This is a genomic window from Niveispirillum sp. CC-CTL257, assembly GCF_059489915.1.
Map to the genome: position 1 here is coordinate 2,292,362 of NZ_JCAJXE010000001.1, position 14,482 is coordinate 2,306,843.

Here is a 14,482-nt window from a genome sequence, read left to right on the forward strand (position 1 = left end):
TACGTGAGCAACAGCTTCCCCGCCGCCCCCGGCACCCGCGTCACCACCCTCCCCAACGGCCTGCGTGTCGCCACTGACAGCATGCCCCATGTCGAGACCGTATCGGTCGGCGTCTGGTTCGGCGTCGGCAGCCGGCATGAACCGCTGGCCGCCAACGGGGTGGCGCATCTGGTTGAACATATGCTGTTCAAGGGTACGCCGACCCGCGACGCCTTCGCCATTTCGGCGGAGATTGAGAATGTCGGCGGCCATCTGAACGCCTATACCAGCCGCGAACAGACTTGTTACTACGCCAAGGTCCTGAAGGAGGATCTGGGCCTGGCGCTGGGTATCCTGGCCGACATGGTGCAGAATCCCCTGTTCGATGAGGGGGAGCTGGCTAAGGAACGCCAGGTCATTTTGCAGGAAATCGGTCAGGCGGAGGATACGCCCGACGACATCGTCTATGACCATTTCCTGGCCACCGCCTTCCCGAAACAGCGTCTGGGCCGCCCCGTATTGGGCACGTCGGACGTGGTGGAAAGCCTGCCCCGCGCCGCCATGGTGGATTATGTGACGGGCCGGTACGTGCCCGCCAACATGGTGGTGGCCGCCGCCGGCAACATCACCCATGAACAGGTGGTGGAACTGGCCGCCCGCCTGTTCACCTATCAAGGTGCGGGTGAGGTGACGGGGGCTGAACAGGCCATCTATCACGGGGGCGAGTTCCGGGAGGATCGCGACCTGGAACAGGTGCATGTGCTGCTGGGCTTTGACGGGGTGTCGAATAACAGCCCCGACCTGTATGCCGCCATGCTCATGTCCACCCTGCTGGGCGGCGGCATGTCGTCCCGCCTGTTCCAGGAAGTGCGCGAAAAGCGCGGGCTGGTCTATTCGGTCCACAGTTTCAACTGGTCCATGGCCGACAGCGGCGTGTTCGGCATCTATGCCGGCACCGGCCCCGACAGCACCGCCGAACTGATCCCCGTGATCTGTGAGGAGGTGCGCAAGCTGGCGGGCACCCTGACGACAGAGGAACTGGTCCGCGCCAAGGCGCAGCTGAAGGCCAGCCAGTTGATGGGCCTGGAAAGCACCACCAATCGGGCTGAACAGCTGGGCTCGCAGCTGCTGACCTATGGCCGCGTCATTCCGCCCGCCGAAACGGTGGCAAAGCTGGATGCCGTCGATCTGGCCGCCGTCGCCGCCTGTGCGGAACGCATATTTGGCAGCAAGCCGACCCTGACGGCGCTGGGCCCCCTTGAAGGTCTGGAAAGCCTGGACAGCGTGACAAGCCGTCTGGCAGCCTGACGCGATCACGCTTAAACTACCGACAAACAAGAAACCGCGAACCGGGGGGCCAGGAACAGGATGATCCGTTTGATCCCTGATGGTCTGTTAAGCCCCCCGCCCTTGCGCGTTGACGGCCCCAATGTCTTCATCCGTCCGGCGCAGCCGCGCGATTGGAAGCAATGGGCCGAGATCCGGGAGGCCAGCCGCGAATTCCTGGTGCCCTGGGAACCGACCTGGCCGCCCGACGCCCTGACCCAGACGGCATTCAACCGCCGCCTGCGCCGGCAGGCCGCCGAATGGCGCGATGATGAGACCTACAGCTTCCTGACCTTCGAACAGCGCAGCGAACAGGTGGTGGGCGGCATCGGCCTGACCAATGTCCGGCGCGGCGTGGCGCAGATGGGGTCCATGGGCTATTGGGTGGGCCGCCCCTTTGCAAGGCGTGGCTATACTTCAGAGGCCGCCCGCCTGATGCTGTCCTTCGCCTTCGGGCAGCTTGGCCTGCATCGGGTAGAGGCGGCGTGCCTGCCCACCAATCAGGCCAGCAGCGGCGTGCTGGAAAAGGTCGGCTTCACCAAGGAAGGCTATGCGCGGGCCTATCTGCGCATCAATGACAAATGGGCCGACCACATCCTCTACGCCATCCTGCGCGATGATTGGGCCGCCGGATTGCACGAGCGGGGATAGGCCTCACGCCGCCACGGCATCCGACCGATACCCGGCCCGCAGCAGTAAGTAGGTCAGGTCGACGCGGACGCGTCGCCCTGACGGCAAAGGATCGAAGGCCTATCCTGTCAGGGCACGCCTTCGGCGTGACCTGACCTACGTTTTCCGCTGCACGAGCGGGGAGTAGATTTCACGCCGCCACGGCATCCGCCCGGTAGCCTGCGCGCAGGAGGTCGGCCAGACGCCGGCGCAGCTCCGCATTCTCCCGTTCCAGCTGTTCCAGGCGGCGCACCATGGCCGGCTTCTCGCCCGCCTGATCCTGGCGCCAGCGGTAATAGGTGACGCGGGTCACGCCCAGTTCGCGGGCGATATCCACAATCTTATAGCCTTCATTCAGCAGCGCATCGGCCAAGGCCAGCTTCTGCTCCACCTCTTGGGCGGTGTAACGACGCTTCAACATGCCCCTACTCCCTGATTGGTGGTGGTCTTTGATTTAATCGGCGGCATCCCGCCATTGCCCGGCGACCCAGGTGCCGGTGACGGAGAGGTCCTTGTCCAGCAGCACGATATCCGCCTGCCATCCCGCCTGGATGCGGCCCAGGCGATGGTCCAGATGCAGAAACCGTGCGGGATAGAGCGAGGCCATGCGCAGCGCCTCCTCCACATCCACGCCCATCAGCTTGATGGCGTTGCGCACCGCCTGCGCCATGTCGATATCGGCCCCGGCCAGCGTGCCATCATCGGTGACCAGCCGCCCGTCGCGGCGATGGATGGTCTGGCCGTACAGCTGGAAACTGCTGTCATCTGTCCCGGTCGGCGGCATGGCATCGGTGACCAGCATCAAGCCGCCCGCCCCCTTGGCCGCCAGCGCCAGACGCAGCATGGCCGGATGCACATGCACCCCATCAGCAATGATACCGCAGACGGTATCGCGCGCCGACAGGGCGGCCCCGGCTATGCCCGGTTCGCGGTTGACCAGCGGCGGCATGGCGTTGAACAGATGGGTAAATCCGGTCAGGCCGGCATCCACCGCCGCCATGGTCTGGGCAAAGCTGGCGGCCGAATGCGCCCCCGCCACAATCACCCCCGCCGCGACCAGCCGCGCGATATCCGCCGGTGCCACCCGGTCGGGTGCCAGCGACAGCAGCACGCGGGCATCATGCGCACCGAACCGGTCGGGCAGCCCTTCCAGGAAATCCAGATCCCCTTCGCTGGCCGGGCGCACATGATCCAGCTTATGAACCCCGCGCCGTTCCGGCGTCAGGAACGGGCCTTCCAGGTGCACGCCGATGACGCCAGACCCGATGACGCCGCTGGCCGAAGCCGCTGCCATGGCCGCTGCCTGCATCCCCTCCACCGCATCGGTGATGAAGGTAGGCAGCAGGCCCGTGGTGCCGAACCGGCGATGGGCGCGCGCAATGGCAAGCGCCGCGTCGCGCGTCGGCGTATCGTTGAACAGCACCCCGCCGCCGCCATTGACCTGTGTATCGATGAAACCGGGGGCCAGCAGCATGTCGGACGACAGGTGCCGCACCGCCACCCCGGCAGGGGCCGTGGCACCGGGCGACAGGACCGCTGCCACCTTCTCCCCCTGGATCAGGATATCGGCATTGATGGTGCGGGTGCCGGTAAAGACGCGCGTGCCGGTCAGCAGGGTGCCTGTCATCACACGGTCTCCGTCACCTTGCGCAGGTTGGCGGGCACATCGGGGTTCAGGCCCCGGCGCTGTGACACCGTATGGATGGCCATGTAGAAGCTCTGCACCGCCGCCAGCGGGGCCAGTTCCGGGGCCAGCGCCGGCACCGATGGCAGCGGGATCACACCCTTCACGCCATCATCGCTGCTGAATACCGGGGCGCCCAGGTCGACACAGCGGGCAATGGCCGCCCGCGTCGCCTCTGCCGTCGCATCATTCTGGTTGATGGCCAGCACAGGGAAGTCAGGGCCGACCAGGGCCAGCGGGCCATGGATCACCTCCGCCGCACTGAACGCCTCGGCATGCAGGCGGCAGGTTTCCTTGCATTTCAGGGCCATTTCCATGATGGCACCCGTGCCCACGCCGCGCCCGATAATATACAGGCCCGTCTTGTCCGTCAGGGACAGCAGGGCCGGCGTCCAGTCAAGTTCCGCCGCTGCCGACAGGGCCGTCGGGGCCTGGGCCGCCGTGCGGCGCAGGGCATCATCATCCTTCCATTCCGCTACCATGGACAGGAAGGCAAAGCAGGCCGTCAGATAGGACTTGGTGGCGGCAACGCTGATTTCCGGCCCGGCACAGAGCGGGATGAACAGGTCGGCCGCCTCTGCCAGCGGCGATGTCTCGTCATTCACGAAGGCCACGACATAGGCCCCGCCCTTCTTGGCCGCCGCTGCCAGACGCAGCAGGTCGGGGCTGCGCCCGCTCTGCGATACGGCCACGAACAGGGCCCCCTGCACCTTCAGGTCGGTATTGTACAACGACACAACCGAGGGGCCGACCGACGCGACCGGCAGGCCCAGATGGGTTTCGATCAGATACTTGCCATAGGTGGCGGCATGGTCGGAGCTGCCGCGCGCACAGGTCACCACCAGCGACGGGTTCAGGTCGCGCAGCTTTGCCCCCAGGGCCGCGAAGGTCGGGCCACAGCGGTCGATCTGGCGCTGAATGGCGGCGGCACTCTCCGCCGCTTCCACGGCCATCTTGGTGCTGGTGCTGTCGGGCTTGGTCATGATCGGTCTCAAAACATCACGGGTTGGGCGGAGCGGTCAGGTTCAGCTCCACAATGAAATCGTAGGCATCGCCCCGGTACTGGCTGCGCACGAATTCAAGCGGGCGGCCATTTTCAAGGAAGCTGCGGCGTTCGATGAACAAAGCCGGCGTGCCTTCGGGCACGTGCAGGATGCCGGCCTGATCGGGATTCAGCAGGCCGGCGGACAGGCGCTGCAAGGCGCGGTGCGGCGGATATCCCAATCCGCGCAGCACGTCATAGAGCGAGCCGGTGACCTGCATCGGGTCGGGCAGGATGCGGGCCGGCACCACCGACAGCTCAATGGCCATCGGTGCCTCATCGGCCAGACGCAGACGCCACAGCCGGCTGACCTTCTCCCCCAACGCCAGACCCAGCACCATCGCCTCTTCCGGGCTGGCCGGGGCCACCGTGCGCGACAGCCAGCGCGATGACGGTTCCAGCCCTCGCGAGCGCATATCCTCGGAAAAGCCGGTCAGGGCCGACAAGGGCTGTTCCACATGCGGGGCCTTGGCCACGAAGGTGCCGGCGCGCGGGCGCTGATGCAGCAACCCCTCATCAACCAGCGCCTGCACCGCCTTGCGCACCGTCACGCGCGACACGGCGAACCCTTCGGCCAGATCGCGTTCAGCCGGCAGCGCATCCTCCACCGCCAAAGTACCGTCGCTGATCAACCGCTTCAGATGCCGGGCCAGCTGCATGTAAAGCGGCAGGGGACTGTCGGCGGACAATGCCGCCCCATCGAACAGGGGTTCGGTCACGCTCATGCGCCACCCGCCCGCATGGCCAACAGCACGCCGCCGGCCATAGCGTCACCCTTCGGTTCGGTCAGGACATCCCGCACCCAGGGCGGCATCCAGTCCAGCAGCACCGGCCCCAGCCCGCCCATGAGGCAGATGGCAGGCGCGCCCAGTTCCAGCAGGCGGCGGATATGCATCACCAGATAATCAGCCTGTTCGCGCACCAGCCGTTCGGCCACCGCATCGCCCTTGCGCGCATGCTCCAACACCAGCGGGGCCAGGGTGCCATAATCCCCCGGACGGGCCGGGCCGACCCAGGCGACGACCGAAGGCGGGTCCCCCCCCAGCGTCGCCATCACGGCCCGCGTCAAATCCGTGTGCGGCCCCATGCCGTCATGGCCCAGAAGGGCGGCCTTCACCGCGTCGCGCCCCATCGACGCGCCGGAGCCTAAGTCCGACACCTCGAACCCCCAGCCGCCGATGCCCCGGCCTACGCCATTCACAATGATCTGCGCCGCACTACCCGTCCCGGAAATCAGGATGCCGCCATCGGCCCCGGCATGGGCACCCAGGCAGGCCGTATAGGCATCGGTATCGGACAGGATGCCGGCGAAACTCACTGGCGCGCTGTCGGCCACCCGCTTCTGATCGGTCGCATTGGTGATACCGGCCAGACCCAGGCCGATACAGGTGGTGGACAGAACTTCCCGCCCCAACCCCGCCTGCACCAGGGCGGCATCGACGGCCTCCATGATGGCATTCCAGGCGACATCCAGGCCCAGACGGATATTAGCGGCCCCACCCACACCTTCGCCCAGCGTGCGCCCGCCCGCATCGGCCAGCCGTGCCCGGCAGCGCGTGCCACCACCATCAATGCCCAGGAACAAGGGAGAGGTCATGAAGGCGTCTCTTGGTCTCTATCCAATCACTGACAGGTACGATACCAGATAAATACCAGATAGCAATATCCCAAGCCTCACTTGGCGATCAAATCTTCATCTGGTATGGTCATCACCTCATTCGAACAAGACCAGAGACAGGATATGTCCGCGACGGAGAAGGTGGGCCAACGCTTCCAGGGGCTGGACCAATGGTCCACACCCGACATTCTGGAGGCGTTGTGGGGCGGGCAGGCGCGGGCCGTGTCGGCCTGCCTCGCCACCCTGCCGGCCCTGGGCCGCGCCGTGGATGAGGCTACGGCCCGAATCGGCACCGACGGTCGTCTGATCTATGTCGGTGCCGGGTCATCGGCGGTGCTGGCCGCACTCGACGGGCTGGAACTGCCCGGCACGTTCAGCTTCCCGCTGACACGGGTGGAACTGGTCCTGGCCGGGATTGGCGACCTGCGGCTTGGGTTCGACGGGTCGGTGGAGGATGCGGGCGATGCCGGGGCTGACCGCATCCGCGCCCTGTCCCCCGGCCCCGCCGATATCGTCATCGGCGTCTCGGCCAGCGGGCGCAGCGCCTTTACCGTGGGCGCGCTGGACGTGGCGCGGGCCGTGGGTGCCCTGACCATCGGCATTGCCAGCAATGAAGGCTCCCCCCTGCTGCTGGCCGCTGAACATCCTTTGTTTGTCGATAGCGGGGAGGAGGTGATCGCCGGCTCCACACGTCTGGCGGCGGGCACGGCGCAGAAACTGCTGCTGAACCTGTTCTCCACGGCCCTGATGGTGCGCCTGGGTGGGGTCTACGGCAATCTGATGGTCAACCTGCAGGTCAATAATGTGAAGCTGCAGGCCCGTGCGTTGGATATCCTGCGCCAGATCACGGGGGCCACTGCCGGGGCGGCGGCACAGGCCCTTGCCGATTGCGATGGTGCCTTGAAGCCGGCAGCCCTGGTCCTTCTGCGCGGCCTGTCGCCCGATGCGGCGCGCGCGGCCCTGTCGGCGGCCGGTGATAATCTGCGCAAGGCGTTGGGGTAACACATGGACCTGCTCGTCAAACTCTACACCCTGCCCCCCGGCCCCGACCCTCTATCGCCCGGCATCACGCTGCGCCGCGCGCTGGCCCCGGAGGCATCCGTCATCCTGCCCTGGATCGCACAGCGGTTTGGCGAGGGCTGGCGGGCGGAAGCCGCCGTCGCCCTGTCTGCCTGCCCCACCCGCATCCATATCGCCCATGATGATGCCGGCACCCTGTTGGGTTTCGCCTGTCATGACGTGACGGCGCGCGGCCTGTTCGGCCCCACGGGCGTGGATGAAAAGGCGCGGGGGCTGGGCCTGGGCAAGGCGCTGCTGCTGACCAGCCTGCGCGCCATGGCCGCCGATGGTTATGCCTACGCCGTCATCGGCGGGGCGGGTCCGGTGGAATTCTATCAAAAGGCTGTGGGCGCCATCCCCATCGCTGGCTCGGAACCCGGCCTTTACCGGGGCATGTTACGGGCCCCCGTCTAACCGGACCTTCAGCGCCAACAAATCCTTCCACGCCTCCCGCTTGGCATCGGGATTGCGCAGCAGGTAGGCGGGGTGCAGCATTGGCATCGCCGCCACCGATTTCTTCAACCCGGCACTGCCATAATCGAACCAGCGTCCGCGCAGTCGGGTGATGCCCTCCGTGCGGTTCAACATGGCCTTGGCCGAAATGCCGCCGGCAAAGATCAGGATATCGGGGGACAGCAGCTCGATATGCCGCACCATAAACGGCATGCAGGCGGCAATCTCGCTATCCGTCGGGCTGCGGTTGCCGGGCGGACGCCAGGGCAGCATGTTGGTGATATAGACGGCCTTGGCGGGATCATCGGCGTTCCGGTCCAACCCGATGGCCGCCAGCATGCGGTCCAGCAACTGTCCCGCCGGCCCGACAAAGGGCAGGCCCTGCCGGTCCTCATTCTCCCCCGGCGCTTCCCCGATCAGCATGATGCGCGCCTGCCGGCTGCCCATCCCGAACACCAGATTGGTGGCCGTCCTTTTCAGGGCACAGCCGTCAAAGGCGGCCAGCGCCTCCTTCAGCTCATCCAGGGTCTGGGCGGCGGACGCGGCCATGCGCGCCGACTGCCCGGCCTCCGCCGCCCCAAGCGGGCCGGGATCAGCAAGACGGGCCAGCGGTGGCGACGGCACATTTTGTCGCGGGGCCGGTTGCGGCGCTGCGGACCCCGCTGCGGGCCGGGCGGGTGCAGGTGACGCTACGGCACTTTGGGTGCGCGGACGTGGGGACAGGGCCGACCAATCGGTCGGCTCCTCCCCAATCACCTCATCAACCCCGCAATCCAACAGGAACCGCAGGGCGGAGACGGATTCGACAACGCCAATCATGGTTTGACCCTACCACCGGCCTATGCTGTCTTAACAGCGTCGTAGAGGATCGGCCCCGCTGGACGGGCCGGCAGCAGCACCAGGACTGGATATCACGCGCCTGCAAAAAGGCACGAACGGTCGAAAGGCGCGCTGAAAACAAGCGGTGGGATGGGGTATGGAACGCGAATCGATGGAATATGATGTCGTGATCGTTGGCGCAGGCCCGTCGGGCCTGTCAGCGGCGATCCGGCTGAAACAGCTGGCGGCGGAGAAGGGCCAGGAGGTCAGCGTCTGCGTCCTGGAAAAGGGCTCGGAAGTGGGTGCCCACATCCTGTCGGGCAATGTCATCGACCCCCGCGCGCTGAACGAACTGATCCCCAACTGGAAGGAAAAGGGCGCGCCGCTGAACACGCCCGTCACGGACGACCGGTTCTATATCCTGTCGGACAAGGGCGGCATCCGTGTGCCCAACTTCCTGCTGCCGCCTCTGATGCACAACGACGGCAACTATGCCATCAGCCTGGGCAATCTCTGCCGCTGGCTGGCGGGTCAGGCTGAAGAGCTGGGCGTGGAGATTTATCCCGGCTTCGCCGCCGCCGAGGTGCTGTTCCATGAGGATGGCAGCGTGAAGGGTGTCGCCACGGGCGACATGGGCATCGGCAAGGATGGGGAGCCGACGCATAACTTCACGCCCGGCATGGAACTGCACGGCAAATACACCTTCTTCGCCGAAGGGGTGCGCGGCAACCTGTCCAAGCAGCTGATGGAAAAGTTCGATCTGCGGTCGGACTGCGACGTGCAGAAATACGGCATCGGCATCAAGGAACTGTGGCAGATCGACCCGGAAAAGCATCAACAGGGTCTGGTCATCCACACCCAGGGCTGGCCGCTGGACAGCAGCACGGCGGGCGGTTCCTGGATGTACCATCTGGAAGACAATCAGGTTTCCATCGGCTTCGTGGTGAACCTGGATTACGCCAACCCGCATCTGTCCCCGTTTGAGGAATTCCAGCGCTTCAAGCAGCACCCGTTCGTGCGCAAGTATCTGGAGGGTGGCAAGCGCCTGTCCTATGGCGCCCGCGCCATCAATGAGGGCGGGTTGCAGTCAGTGCCGAAGCTGACCTTCCCCGGCGGTGCGCTGATCGGCTGTTCCGCCGGCTTTGTGAACGTGCCCCGCATCAAGGGCACCCACAATGCCATGAAGACCGGCATGCTGGCCGCCGAGGCCGCCTTCGACAAGCTGGCCGCCGGCGGTGGCAGCGGCGATACGCTGTCGGCCTATGAACAATCCTGGAAGGATAGCTGGGTTTATGAGGATCTGTTCAAGGTCCGCAATGTGAAGCCGGGCCTGAAGGCCGGTCTGCTGCTGGGCAACATCCATGGCGGCATTCAGATGTGGGCGCACGACCTGGGCCTGGGCAAATTCCTGCCCTACACCCTGCACCACACCAAGGCCGACCATGAAAGCCTGACCCCGGCCCATATGGCCAAGAAGATCAAGTATCCCAAGCCCGATGGCGTGATCAGCTTCGACCGCCTGTCCTCGGTGTTCATCTCCAACACCAATCACGAGGAAAATCAGCCGGCGCACCTGAAGCTGAAGGACCCGTCGATCCCCATTGAGCATAACCTGCCCAATTACGATGAACCGGCCCAGCGCTATTGCCCCGCCGGGGTGTATGAGGTGGTGCGCGACGATAATGGCCAGCATCCGCGCTTCGTGATCAACGCGCAGAACTGCGTCCATTGCAAAACCTGCGACATCAAGGATCCGCTCCAGAACATCACCTGGACCGTGCCGGAGGGCGGCGGGGGTCCGAACTACCCGAATATGTGAGGGACCAAGCCGGCAAAGGTTGAACCTTTGCCGGCTTGGCGGCCGACGACTGTCGGCCCGGCGCTCATGCGCCGTAAGCCAAGGGCGCGGATGCGCCCGCCCGGCGCTTGAGGGAGCACGAGTAACCCCGGTGCTGGCAACGGCACCGGGGTTCTTCGTTTCAGCGGTTATCCAACTGCGGCCGCACCGCCATAAGGCCATTGCGCGTGATGCGATACGGCCCACCGTTTCGCGATGCGATCAGGCGGCGGGCCTTCAGCTTGCGGAACACCGGCAAGGTGCAATCCACCAGCAGCCAGCCGTCGCGCGTCAGGCATTCCACGGCCTGCACATCGCGATAATCGGCCTCGTTACGGATCAGGTTGATGCGGCCACCCTGGGCCAGCGCGTGCAGCGTCCGCTGCTCCGGCTTTGAGATATTCATGATGGGGATGTCGTCGTCCGTTCAGCATAGGGGCTGACGCAGCCATACGCGGCCACCGGCAAACCGCGCGGCGGGGCATGGACTTATGCGAAGACTGACCGGCCACAAGCGGCGGGTCAGCGGATGACGACAATCCCGAACATCAAAGCTCCTATCGAAGCGGATGTCGGAACATATCCGTATGCGGATTTATTATCAAGCCCCCAGCAGCCCCAATGGCAGCACCCGCACCGGGTCCCCCGGCCTCACCACCGTCACCTCTTCCCCCAGTTCCGCCAGCGCATCGGCGCGGGTCAGGCGGCCCAGCATGGCGGCCCTTTCATCCGGGTCGGCATGGGCCACACCGTCCGGCCCAATGCTGACCCGCAGATATTCCCGCCGCCCCGCCTTCTTGGCATGCGCAAACCCGGCGGGTGCGGTCAGCAGTGGCAGGGGCGTGGACACCGCCCCCGACAGACGGTTGATCAAGGGCCGGACCAGGACCAAAAAGCTCACCAGCATGGCCACAGGATTGCCGGGCAACCCGGCAAATGCCACGCCCCCGACATGCCCCAACGCCAACGGCTTGCCGGGTTTCAGGGCCAGTTTCCACAGGTCCAGCCCGCCCAGCGCCGTCACCGCCGCCTTCACATGATCGGCCTCCCCGGCCGACACGCCGCCGGAGGTGAGGATCAGGTCATGGTCAGGGGCCGCCCCAGCCAGGGCCGCGCGGATCACGGTCTCATCATCGGCCAGGATGCCCAGGTCGGTAACCATACAGCCCATCTGCGACAGCAGCGCGTGGAGCATGGGGCGATTGGCATCGTAAATGCCGCCGGGGGCCAGCGCGCGGCCCGGCGCCGTGACCTCATCCCCCGTCGAAAACAGCGCCACGCGCAGGGGCCGCCGCACCGACAGCGCATCCAAGCCCAGCGCCGCCGCCAGCCCGATATCCTGTGGCCGCAGCCGCCGTCCGGCGGGCAGCGCCACTTGCCCCACCGCCACATCCTCTCCGCGCTGGCGCACATTCTGTCCGACCGAACCACCGGCAGGCAGGTGGACAAACGCGCCCTCCACCCGCACCTCTTCCTGCATGACGACGGTGTCCAGCCCGTCCGGCATCACGGCACCGGTGAAGATGCGCAGGGCCATCCCCGGCGTTGGTGCCGCCACGGGTGCCGACCCGGCATAAAGCGTGCCCGCCACCGGCAGCGCCCGGCCCAGGTCGGCGGCGCGCACGGCATAGCCATCCATGGCGGCATTATCAAAGGGCGGCAGGTCCAGCGCGCTGACCACATCCACCGCCAGCACCCGGCCCAACGCCCCAGCCAGCGGTACTTGTTCCGGTTCCGTAACGGAATGAAACTGCGCGGCGATCAGGGTCAGCGCTTCCGCCACGGTCAGAATTTTTGATCCGGTATCAAAACAATCCCTATCCGCCATACCCCACCCCAATGGTGCGCAGGATCAGGTCGGCCACTGCCTCCACATCGCCCAAATCCAGCACGGGCAAGGTACAGTCGGGCAGGGCCACATCGCTGGCCACCGCCACGATGCGCGGATCATCGGGCCACAGCGGCGGCTTGCCATTGGACGGGCGATGCACCTCCAGCTTGGGGTGCGCGTCGCGCTTGAACCCTTCGACCAGGATGACATCAACGGGGGACAGCTTGGCGACCAGTTCAGCCAAGGTCGGCTCCCCCCCACCCCGGTTCTCATGCATCAGGGCCCAGCGGTTGGCCGACGCCACCAGCACCTCCTGCGCGCCCGCCATGCGGTGGACGTAACTGTCCTTGCCCGGCTGGTCGATATCGAAGGCGTGGTGGGCATGCTTGATGGTGGCGACCGTCAGGCCCCGCGCCGACAGGGCCGGGATCAACCGCGCAATTAGCGTGGTTTTGCCACTGCCGCTCCACCCGGCCAGTCCGAACAGGTTAGGGGGAAGCCCCATGATCCACACCCCGATGCGTCACCGGAAGAAGTGTAGCGCGGATTAGGCGACGCCGTAATCCGCGGAAACCCCGCACCGTCGCTCCGCGGATTACGCTTCGCTAATCCGCGCTACGTCAACGCCACGCCCAGCGCCACCGCCGCCAGCAGCAAAGCCGCCCAGCCCAGCCGTCGCCAGCGCCGCCCCTCCCGTTCCCGCACCGCCGCCAGCGCCAGCACCGACTCGGGATGCAGGCGCAGGCCCCCGCCCTCGGCCAGCATGTTGGCGGTGCGTTCCAGATCGCGGACCAGGGTGGGCAGACGGCGCGCTATGCCGGCAACATTGGATAGAAGGTCGGCAATGCGCGCCTCCGGCCCCCGGTTCTCAATCATCCAGCGTTCGATCAGGGGTCGGGCCAGTTCCCACATATTTACATGCGGGTTCAGGACGCGCCCCATCCCCTCCGCCGTCAGCATGCTTTTTTGCAGCAGCAGCAATTGCGGCTGCGTCTCCATCTGGAACTTCTCGGTCACCGCAAAGAGCTGCGCCAGCAGCCGGCCCACGGAAATGTCGGACAGGGGGCGTCCATGCAACGGTTCGCCGATGGAGCGGCAGGCCTGCTTGAACAGTTCCTGATCCTGCGTCGCCGGCACGAAACCGGCATCGAAATGCACCTTGGCGACCAGATCATAATCGCGGTTCAAAAACCCGATCAGCATGTCGGCCAGGTACAGGCGCGTCTGCCGATCAATCCGGCCCATGATGCCGAAATCCACGGCGATCAGCCGCCCCTGCGGCGTCACGAACATATTGCCGGGATGCATGTCGGCATGGAAAAAGCCGTCGCGGAACACCTGATTGAAAAACGCATCGGCGGCATGGGCCAGCAACTGATCGGTCTGCAAGCCGGCGGCGCGGATGTCGTCCACCTTGTCGATGGAAAAGCCGATCACCCGTTCCTGCGTCATCACACGCTTGGCGGTACGGTCCCAGTCGATGGAAGGCACGCCAAACGTATCATCACCCGTGAAGTTCCCGGCCAGCTCTGAAGCCGCCGCCGCCTCCATCCGCAGGTCCATTTCCAGGGCCACGGTACGCGCGAACGTCTCCACCACGGCCACGGGCTTCAGGCGTTTCAGCTTGGGCTGCACCCGCACGGCCCAATCGGCCAGCCAGAGCAGCAGGTCGATATCCTGTTGGAACGCCTGCTCAATACCGGGCCGCAGCACCTTGACGGCCACCAGTCGCCCGTCGGGCGTTTGCGCGAAATGCACCTGGGCGATGCTGGCCGCCGCCACCGCCTGATCATCGAACTGGGCATAAAGCTCGGTGATGGGCCGCTCCAGCTCCGCCTCGATGATGGCGCGGGCGGCATCACCGGAAAAGGCCGGCAGCCGGTCGCGCAGCTCTGCCAGATCGTTGGCGACCTCTTCCCCCACCAGATCGGCGCGGATGGACAGGACCTGACCCAGCTTGATGAAGCTGGGACCCAGCGCCTGCAACGCGGCGGCCAGACGCTGTCCGGGGCGGCCCGGCACCTTGTTGCGATTGCCCAGCGACAGGATGAAGGACAGGAACGGAGCTGAATCCCGGAACAGATCGACGGGCAGGGCACCATGGCGGCCCAGCGTGCGACCGATACTGACCATGCGGGCGAGGTTACGGATGGCGCGGATCATCC

At 65.9% G+C, this 14,482-nt stretch carries 15 protein-coding genes; 5 read left to right on the forward strand and 10 right to left on the reverse strand.

Annotation, left to right across the window (positions count from 1 at the left end):
• Positions 1-3 precede the first annotated feature (3 nt).
• Complete coding sequence (locus ABC729_RS10675; RefSeq protein WP_495607579.1) at positions 4-1,287, forward strand: M16 family metallopeptidase; 1,284 nt, start codon at positions 4-6, stop codon at positions 1,285-1,287.
• A 60-nt stretch (positions 1,288-1,347) separates the two neighbouring features.
• Positions 1,348-1,956: a GNAT family N-acetyltransferase gene (locus tag ABC729_RS10680; protein ID WP_495607580.1), complete on the forward strand. Its 609-nt coding sequence runs from the start codon at positions 1,348-1,350 to the stop codon at positions 1,954-1,956.
• A 169-nt stretch (positions 1,957-2,125) separates the two neighbouring features.
• Here ABC729_RS10680 and ABC729_RS10685 read toward each other — a convergent pair whose 3' ends face one another.
• The 5 genes from ABC729_RS10685 to ABC729_RS10705 are packed head-to-tail and all read right to left on the reverse strand — an operon-like array spanning position 2,126 to position 6,297.
• Positions 2,126-2,395, reverse strand: coding sequence for a transposase (locus tag ABC729_RS10685; RefSeq protein ID WP_495607581.1), 270 nt, complete (start codon positions 2,393-2,395; stop codon positions 2,126-2,128).
• 33 nt (positions 2,396-2,428) lie between these two features.
• On the reverse strand, positions 2,429-3,601 hold the full coding sequence (nagA, locus tag ABC729_RS10690; RefSeq protein ID WP_495607582.1) for an N-acetylglucosamine-6-phosphate deacetylase: 1,173 nt from the start codon (positions 3,599-3,601) through the stop codon (positions 2,429-2,431).
• The gene (locus tag ABC729_RS10695; RefSeq protein ID WP_495607583.1) at positions 3,601-4,641 is read right to left on the reverse strand and encodes an SIS domain-containing protein; all 1,041 of its coding nucleotides are present in this window, start codon (positions 4,639-4,641) and stop codon (positions 3,601-3,603) included. The genes nagA and ABC729_RS10695 overlap by 1 nt, the downstream gene beginning before the upstream one ends.
• Positions 4,642-4,657: 16 nt before the next feature.
• Positions 4,658-5,425: a GntR family transcriptional regulator gene (locus ABC729_RS10700; protein ID WP_495607584.1), complete on the reverse strand. Its 768-nt coding sequence runs from the start codon at positions 5,423-5,425 to the stop codon at positions 4,658-4,660.
• On the reverse strand, positions 5,422-6,297 hold the full coding sequence (locus ABC729_RS10705; protein WP_495607585.1) for a glucosamine kinase nucleotide-binding domain-containing protein: 876 nt from the start codon (positions 6,295-6,297) through the stop codon (positions 5,422-5,424). The genes ABC729_RS10700 and ABC729_RS10705 overlap by 4 nt, the downstream gene beginning before the upstream one ends.
• Before the next feature lie 144 nt (positions 6,298-6,441).
• Between ABC729_RS10705 and ABC729_RS10710 the strand changes: the two genes are divergently transcribed.
• A complete protein-coding gene (locus ABC729_RS10710) occupies positions 6,442-7,320 on the forward strand; it encodes an N-acetylmuramic acid 6-phosphate etherase (protein ID WP_495607586.1) in 879 nt (292 codons plus the stop codon).
• Between the two features lie 3 nt (positions 7,321-7,323).
• The gene (locus ABC729_RS10715; RefSeq protein ID WP_495607587.1) at positions 7,324-7,791 is read left to right on the forward strand and encodes a GNAT family N-acetyltransferase; all 468 of its coding nucleotides are present in this window, start codon (positions 7,324-7,326) and stop codon (positions 7,789-7,791) included.
• Here ABC729_RS10715 and ABC729_RS10720 read toward each other — a convergent pair.
• Positions 7,774-8,649, reverse strand: coding sequence for a uracil-DNA glycosylase (locus tag ABC729_RS10720; protein ID WP_495607588.1), 876 nt, complete (start codon positions 8,647-8,649; stop codon positions 7,774-7,776). The genes ABC729_RS10715 and ABC729_RS10720 overlap by 18 nt on opposite strands.
• A gap of 157 nt (positions 8,650-8,806) precedes the next feature.
• Between ABC729_RS10720 and ABC729_RS10725 the strand changes: the two genes are divergently transcribed.
• Positions 8,807-10,468 carry an electron transfer flavoprotein-ubiquinone oxidoreductase gene (locus tag ABC729_RS10725; RefSeq protein WP_495607589.1) on the forward strand — a complete coding sequence of 554 codons (1,662 nt, stop codon included), beginning with the start codon at positions 8,807-8,809 and terminating at the stop codon, positions 10,466-10,468.
• Positions 10,469-10,628: 160 nt separating this feature from the next.
• Here the strand turns inward: ABC729_RS10725 and ABC729_RS10730 are convergent, their stop codons facing one another.
• The 4 genes from ABC729_RS10730 to ubiB all read right to left on the reverse strand — a co-directional run bounded on the left by ABC729_RS10730 (position 10,629) and on the right by ubiB (position 14,480).
• Positions 10,629-10,892 (reverse strand): YjhX family toxin, encoded by a 264-nt coding sequence (locus ABC729_RS10730; RefSeq protein ID WP_495607590.1) that lies wholly within the window; start codon positions 10,890-10,892, stop codon positions 10,629-10,631.
• A 195-nt stretch (positions 10,893-11,087) separates the two neighbouring features.
• The gene (locus ABC729_RS10735) at positions 11,088-12,314 is read right to left on the reverse strand and encodes a molybdopterin molybdotransferase MoeA (RefSeq protein WP_495607591.1); all 1,227 of its coding nucleotides are present in this window, start codon (positions 12,312-12,314) and stop codon (positions 11,088-11,090) included.
• Positions 12,304-12,822: a molybdopterin-guanine dinucleotide biosynthesis protein B gene (mobB, locus tag ABC729_RS10740; protein WP_495607592.1), complete on the reverse strand. Its 519-nt coding sequence runs from the start codon at positions 12,820-12,822 to the stop codon at positions 12,304-12,306. The genes ABC729_RS10735 and mobB overlap by 11 nt, the downstream gene beginning before the upstream one ends.
• A gap of 110 nt (positions 12,823-12,932) precedes the next feature.
• Positions 12,933-14,480, reverse strand: a complete 1,548-nt coding sequence (gene ubiB / locus ABC729_RS10745; protein ID WP_495607593.1) for a 2-polyprenylphenol 6-hydroxylase — start codon at positions 14,478-14,480, stop codon at positions 12,933-12,935.
• Between the last annotated feature and the right edge of the window lie 2 nt (positions 14,481-14,482).

Excerpts from the sequence above, each read along its gene's own strand:
- ABC729_RS10720 (WP_495607588.1), bottom strand. The coding sequence starts at position 8,649 with ATGATTGGCGTTGTCGAATCCGTCTCCGCCCTGCGGTTCCTGTTGGAT.
- mobB (WP_495607592.1), bottom strand. The coding sequence starts at position 12,822 with ATGGGGCTTCCCCCTAACCTGTTCGGACTGGCCGGGTGGAGCGGCAGT.
- ABC729_RS10685 (WP_495607581.1), bottom strand. The coding sequence starts at position 2,395 with ATGTTGAAGCGTCGTTACACCGCCCAAGAGGTGGAGCAGAAGCTGGCC.
- ubiB (WP_495607593.1), bottom strand. The coding sequence starts at position 14,480 with ATGATCCGCGCCATCCGTAACCTCGCCCGCATGGTCAGTATCGGTCGC.
- ABC729_RS10725 (WP_495607589.1), top strand. The coding sequence starts at position 8,807 with ATGGAACGCGAATCGATGGAATATGATGTCGTGATCGTTGGCGCAGGC.
- nagA (WP_495607582.1), bottom strand. The coding sequence starts at position 3,601 with ATGACAGGCACCCTGCTGACCGGCACGCGCGTCTTTACCGGCACCCGC.
- ABC729_RS10715 (WP_495607587.1), top strand. The coding sequence starts at position 7,324 with ATGGACCTGCTCGTCAAACTCTACACCCTGCCCCCCGGCCCCGACCCT.
- ABC729_RS10730 (WP_495607590.1), bottom strand. The coding sequence starts at position 10,892 with ATGAATATCTCAAAGCCGGAGCAGCGGACGCTGCACGCGCTGGCCCAG.
- ABC729_RS10700 (WP_495607584.1), bottom strand. The coding sequence starts at position 5,425 with ATGAGCGTGACCGAACCCCTGTTCGATGGGGCGGCATTGTCCGCCGAC.
- ABC729_RS10680 (WP_495607580.1), top strand. The coding sequence starts at position 1,348 with ATGATCCGTTTGATCCCTGATGGTCTGTTAAGCCCCCCGCCCTTGCGC.
- ABC729_RS10705 (WP_495607585.1), bottom strand. The coding sequence starts at position 6,297 with ATGACCTCTCCCTTGTTCCTGGGCATTGATGGTGGTGGCACGCGCTGC.
- ABC729_RS10695 (WP_495607583.1), bottom strand. The coding sequence starts at position 4,641 with ATGACCAAGCCCGACAGCACCAGCACCAAGATGGCCGTGGAAGCGGCG.
- ABC729_RS10710 (WP_495607586.1), top strand. The coding sequence starts at position 6,442 with ATGTCCGCGACGGAGAAGGTGGGCCAACGCTTCCAGGGGCTGGACCAA.
- ABC729_RS10735 (WP_495607591.1), bottom strand. The coding sequence starts at position 12,314 with ATGGCGGATAGGGATTGTTTTGATACCGGATCAAAAATTCTGACCGTG.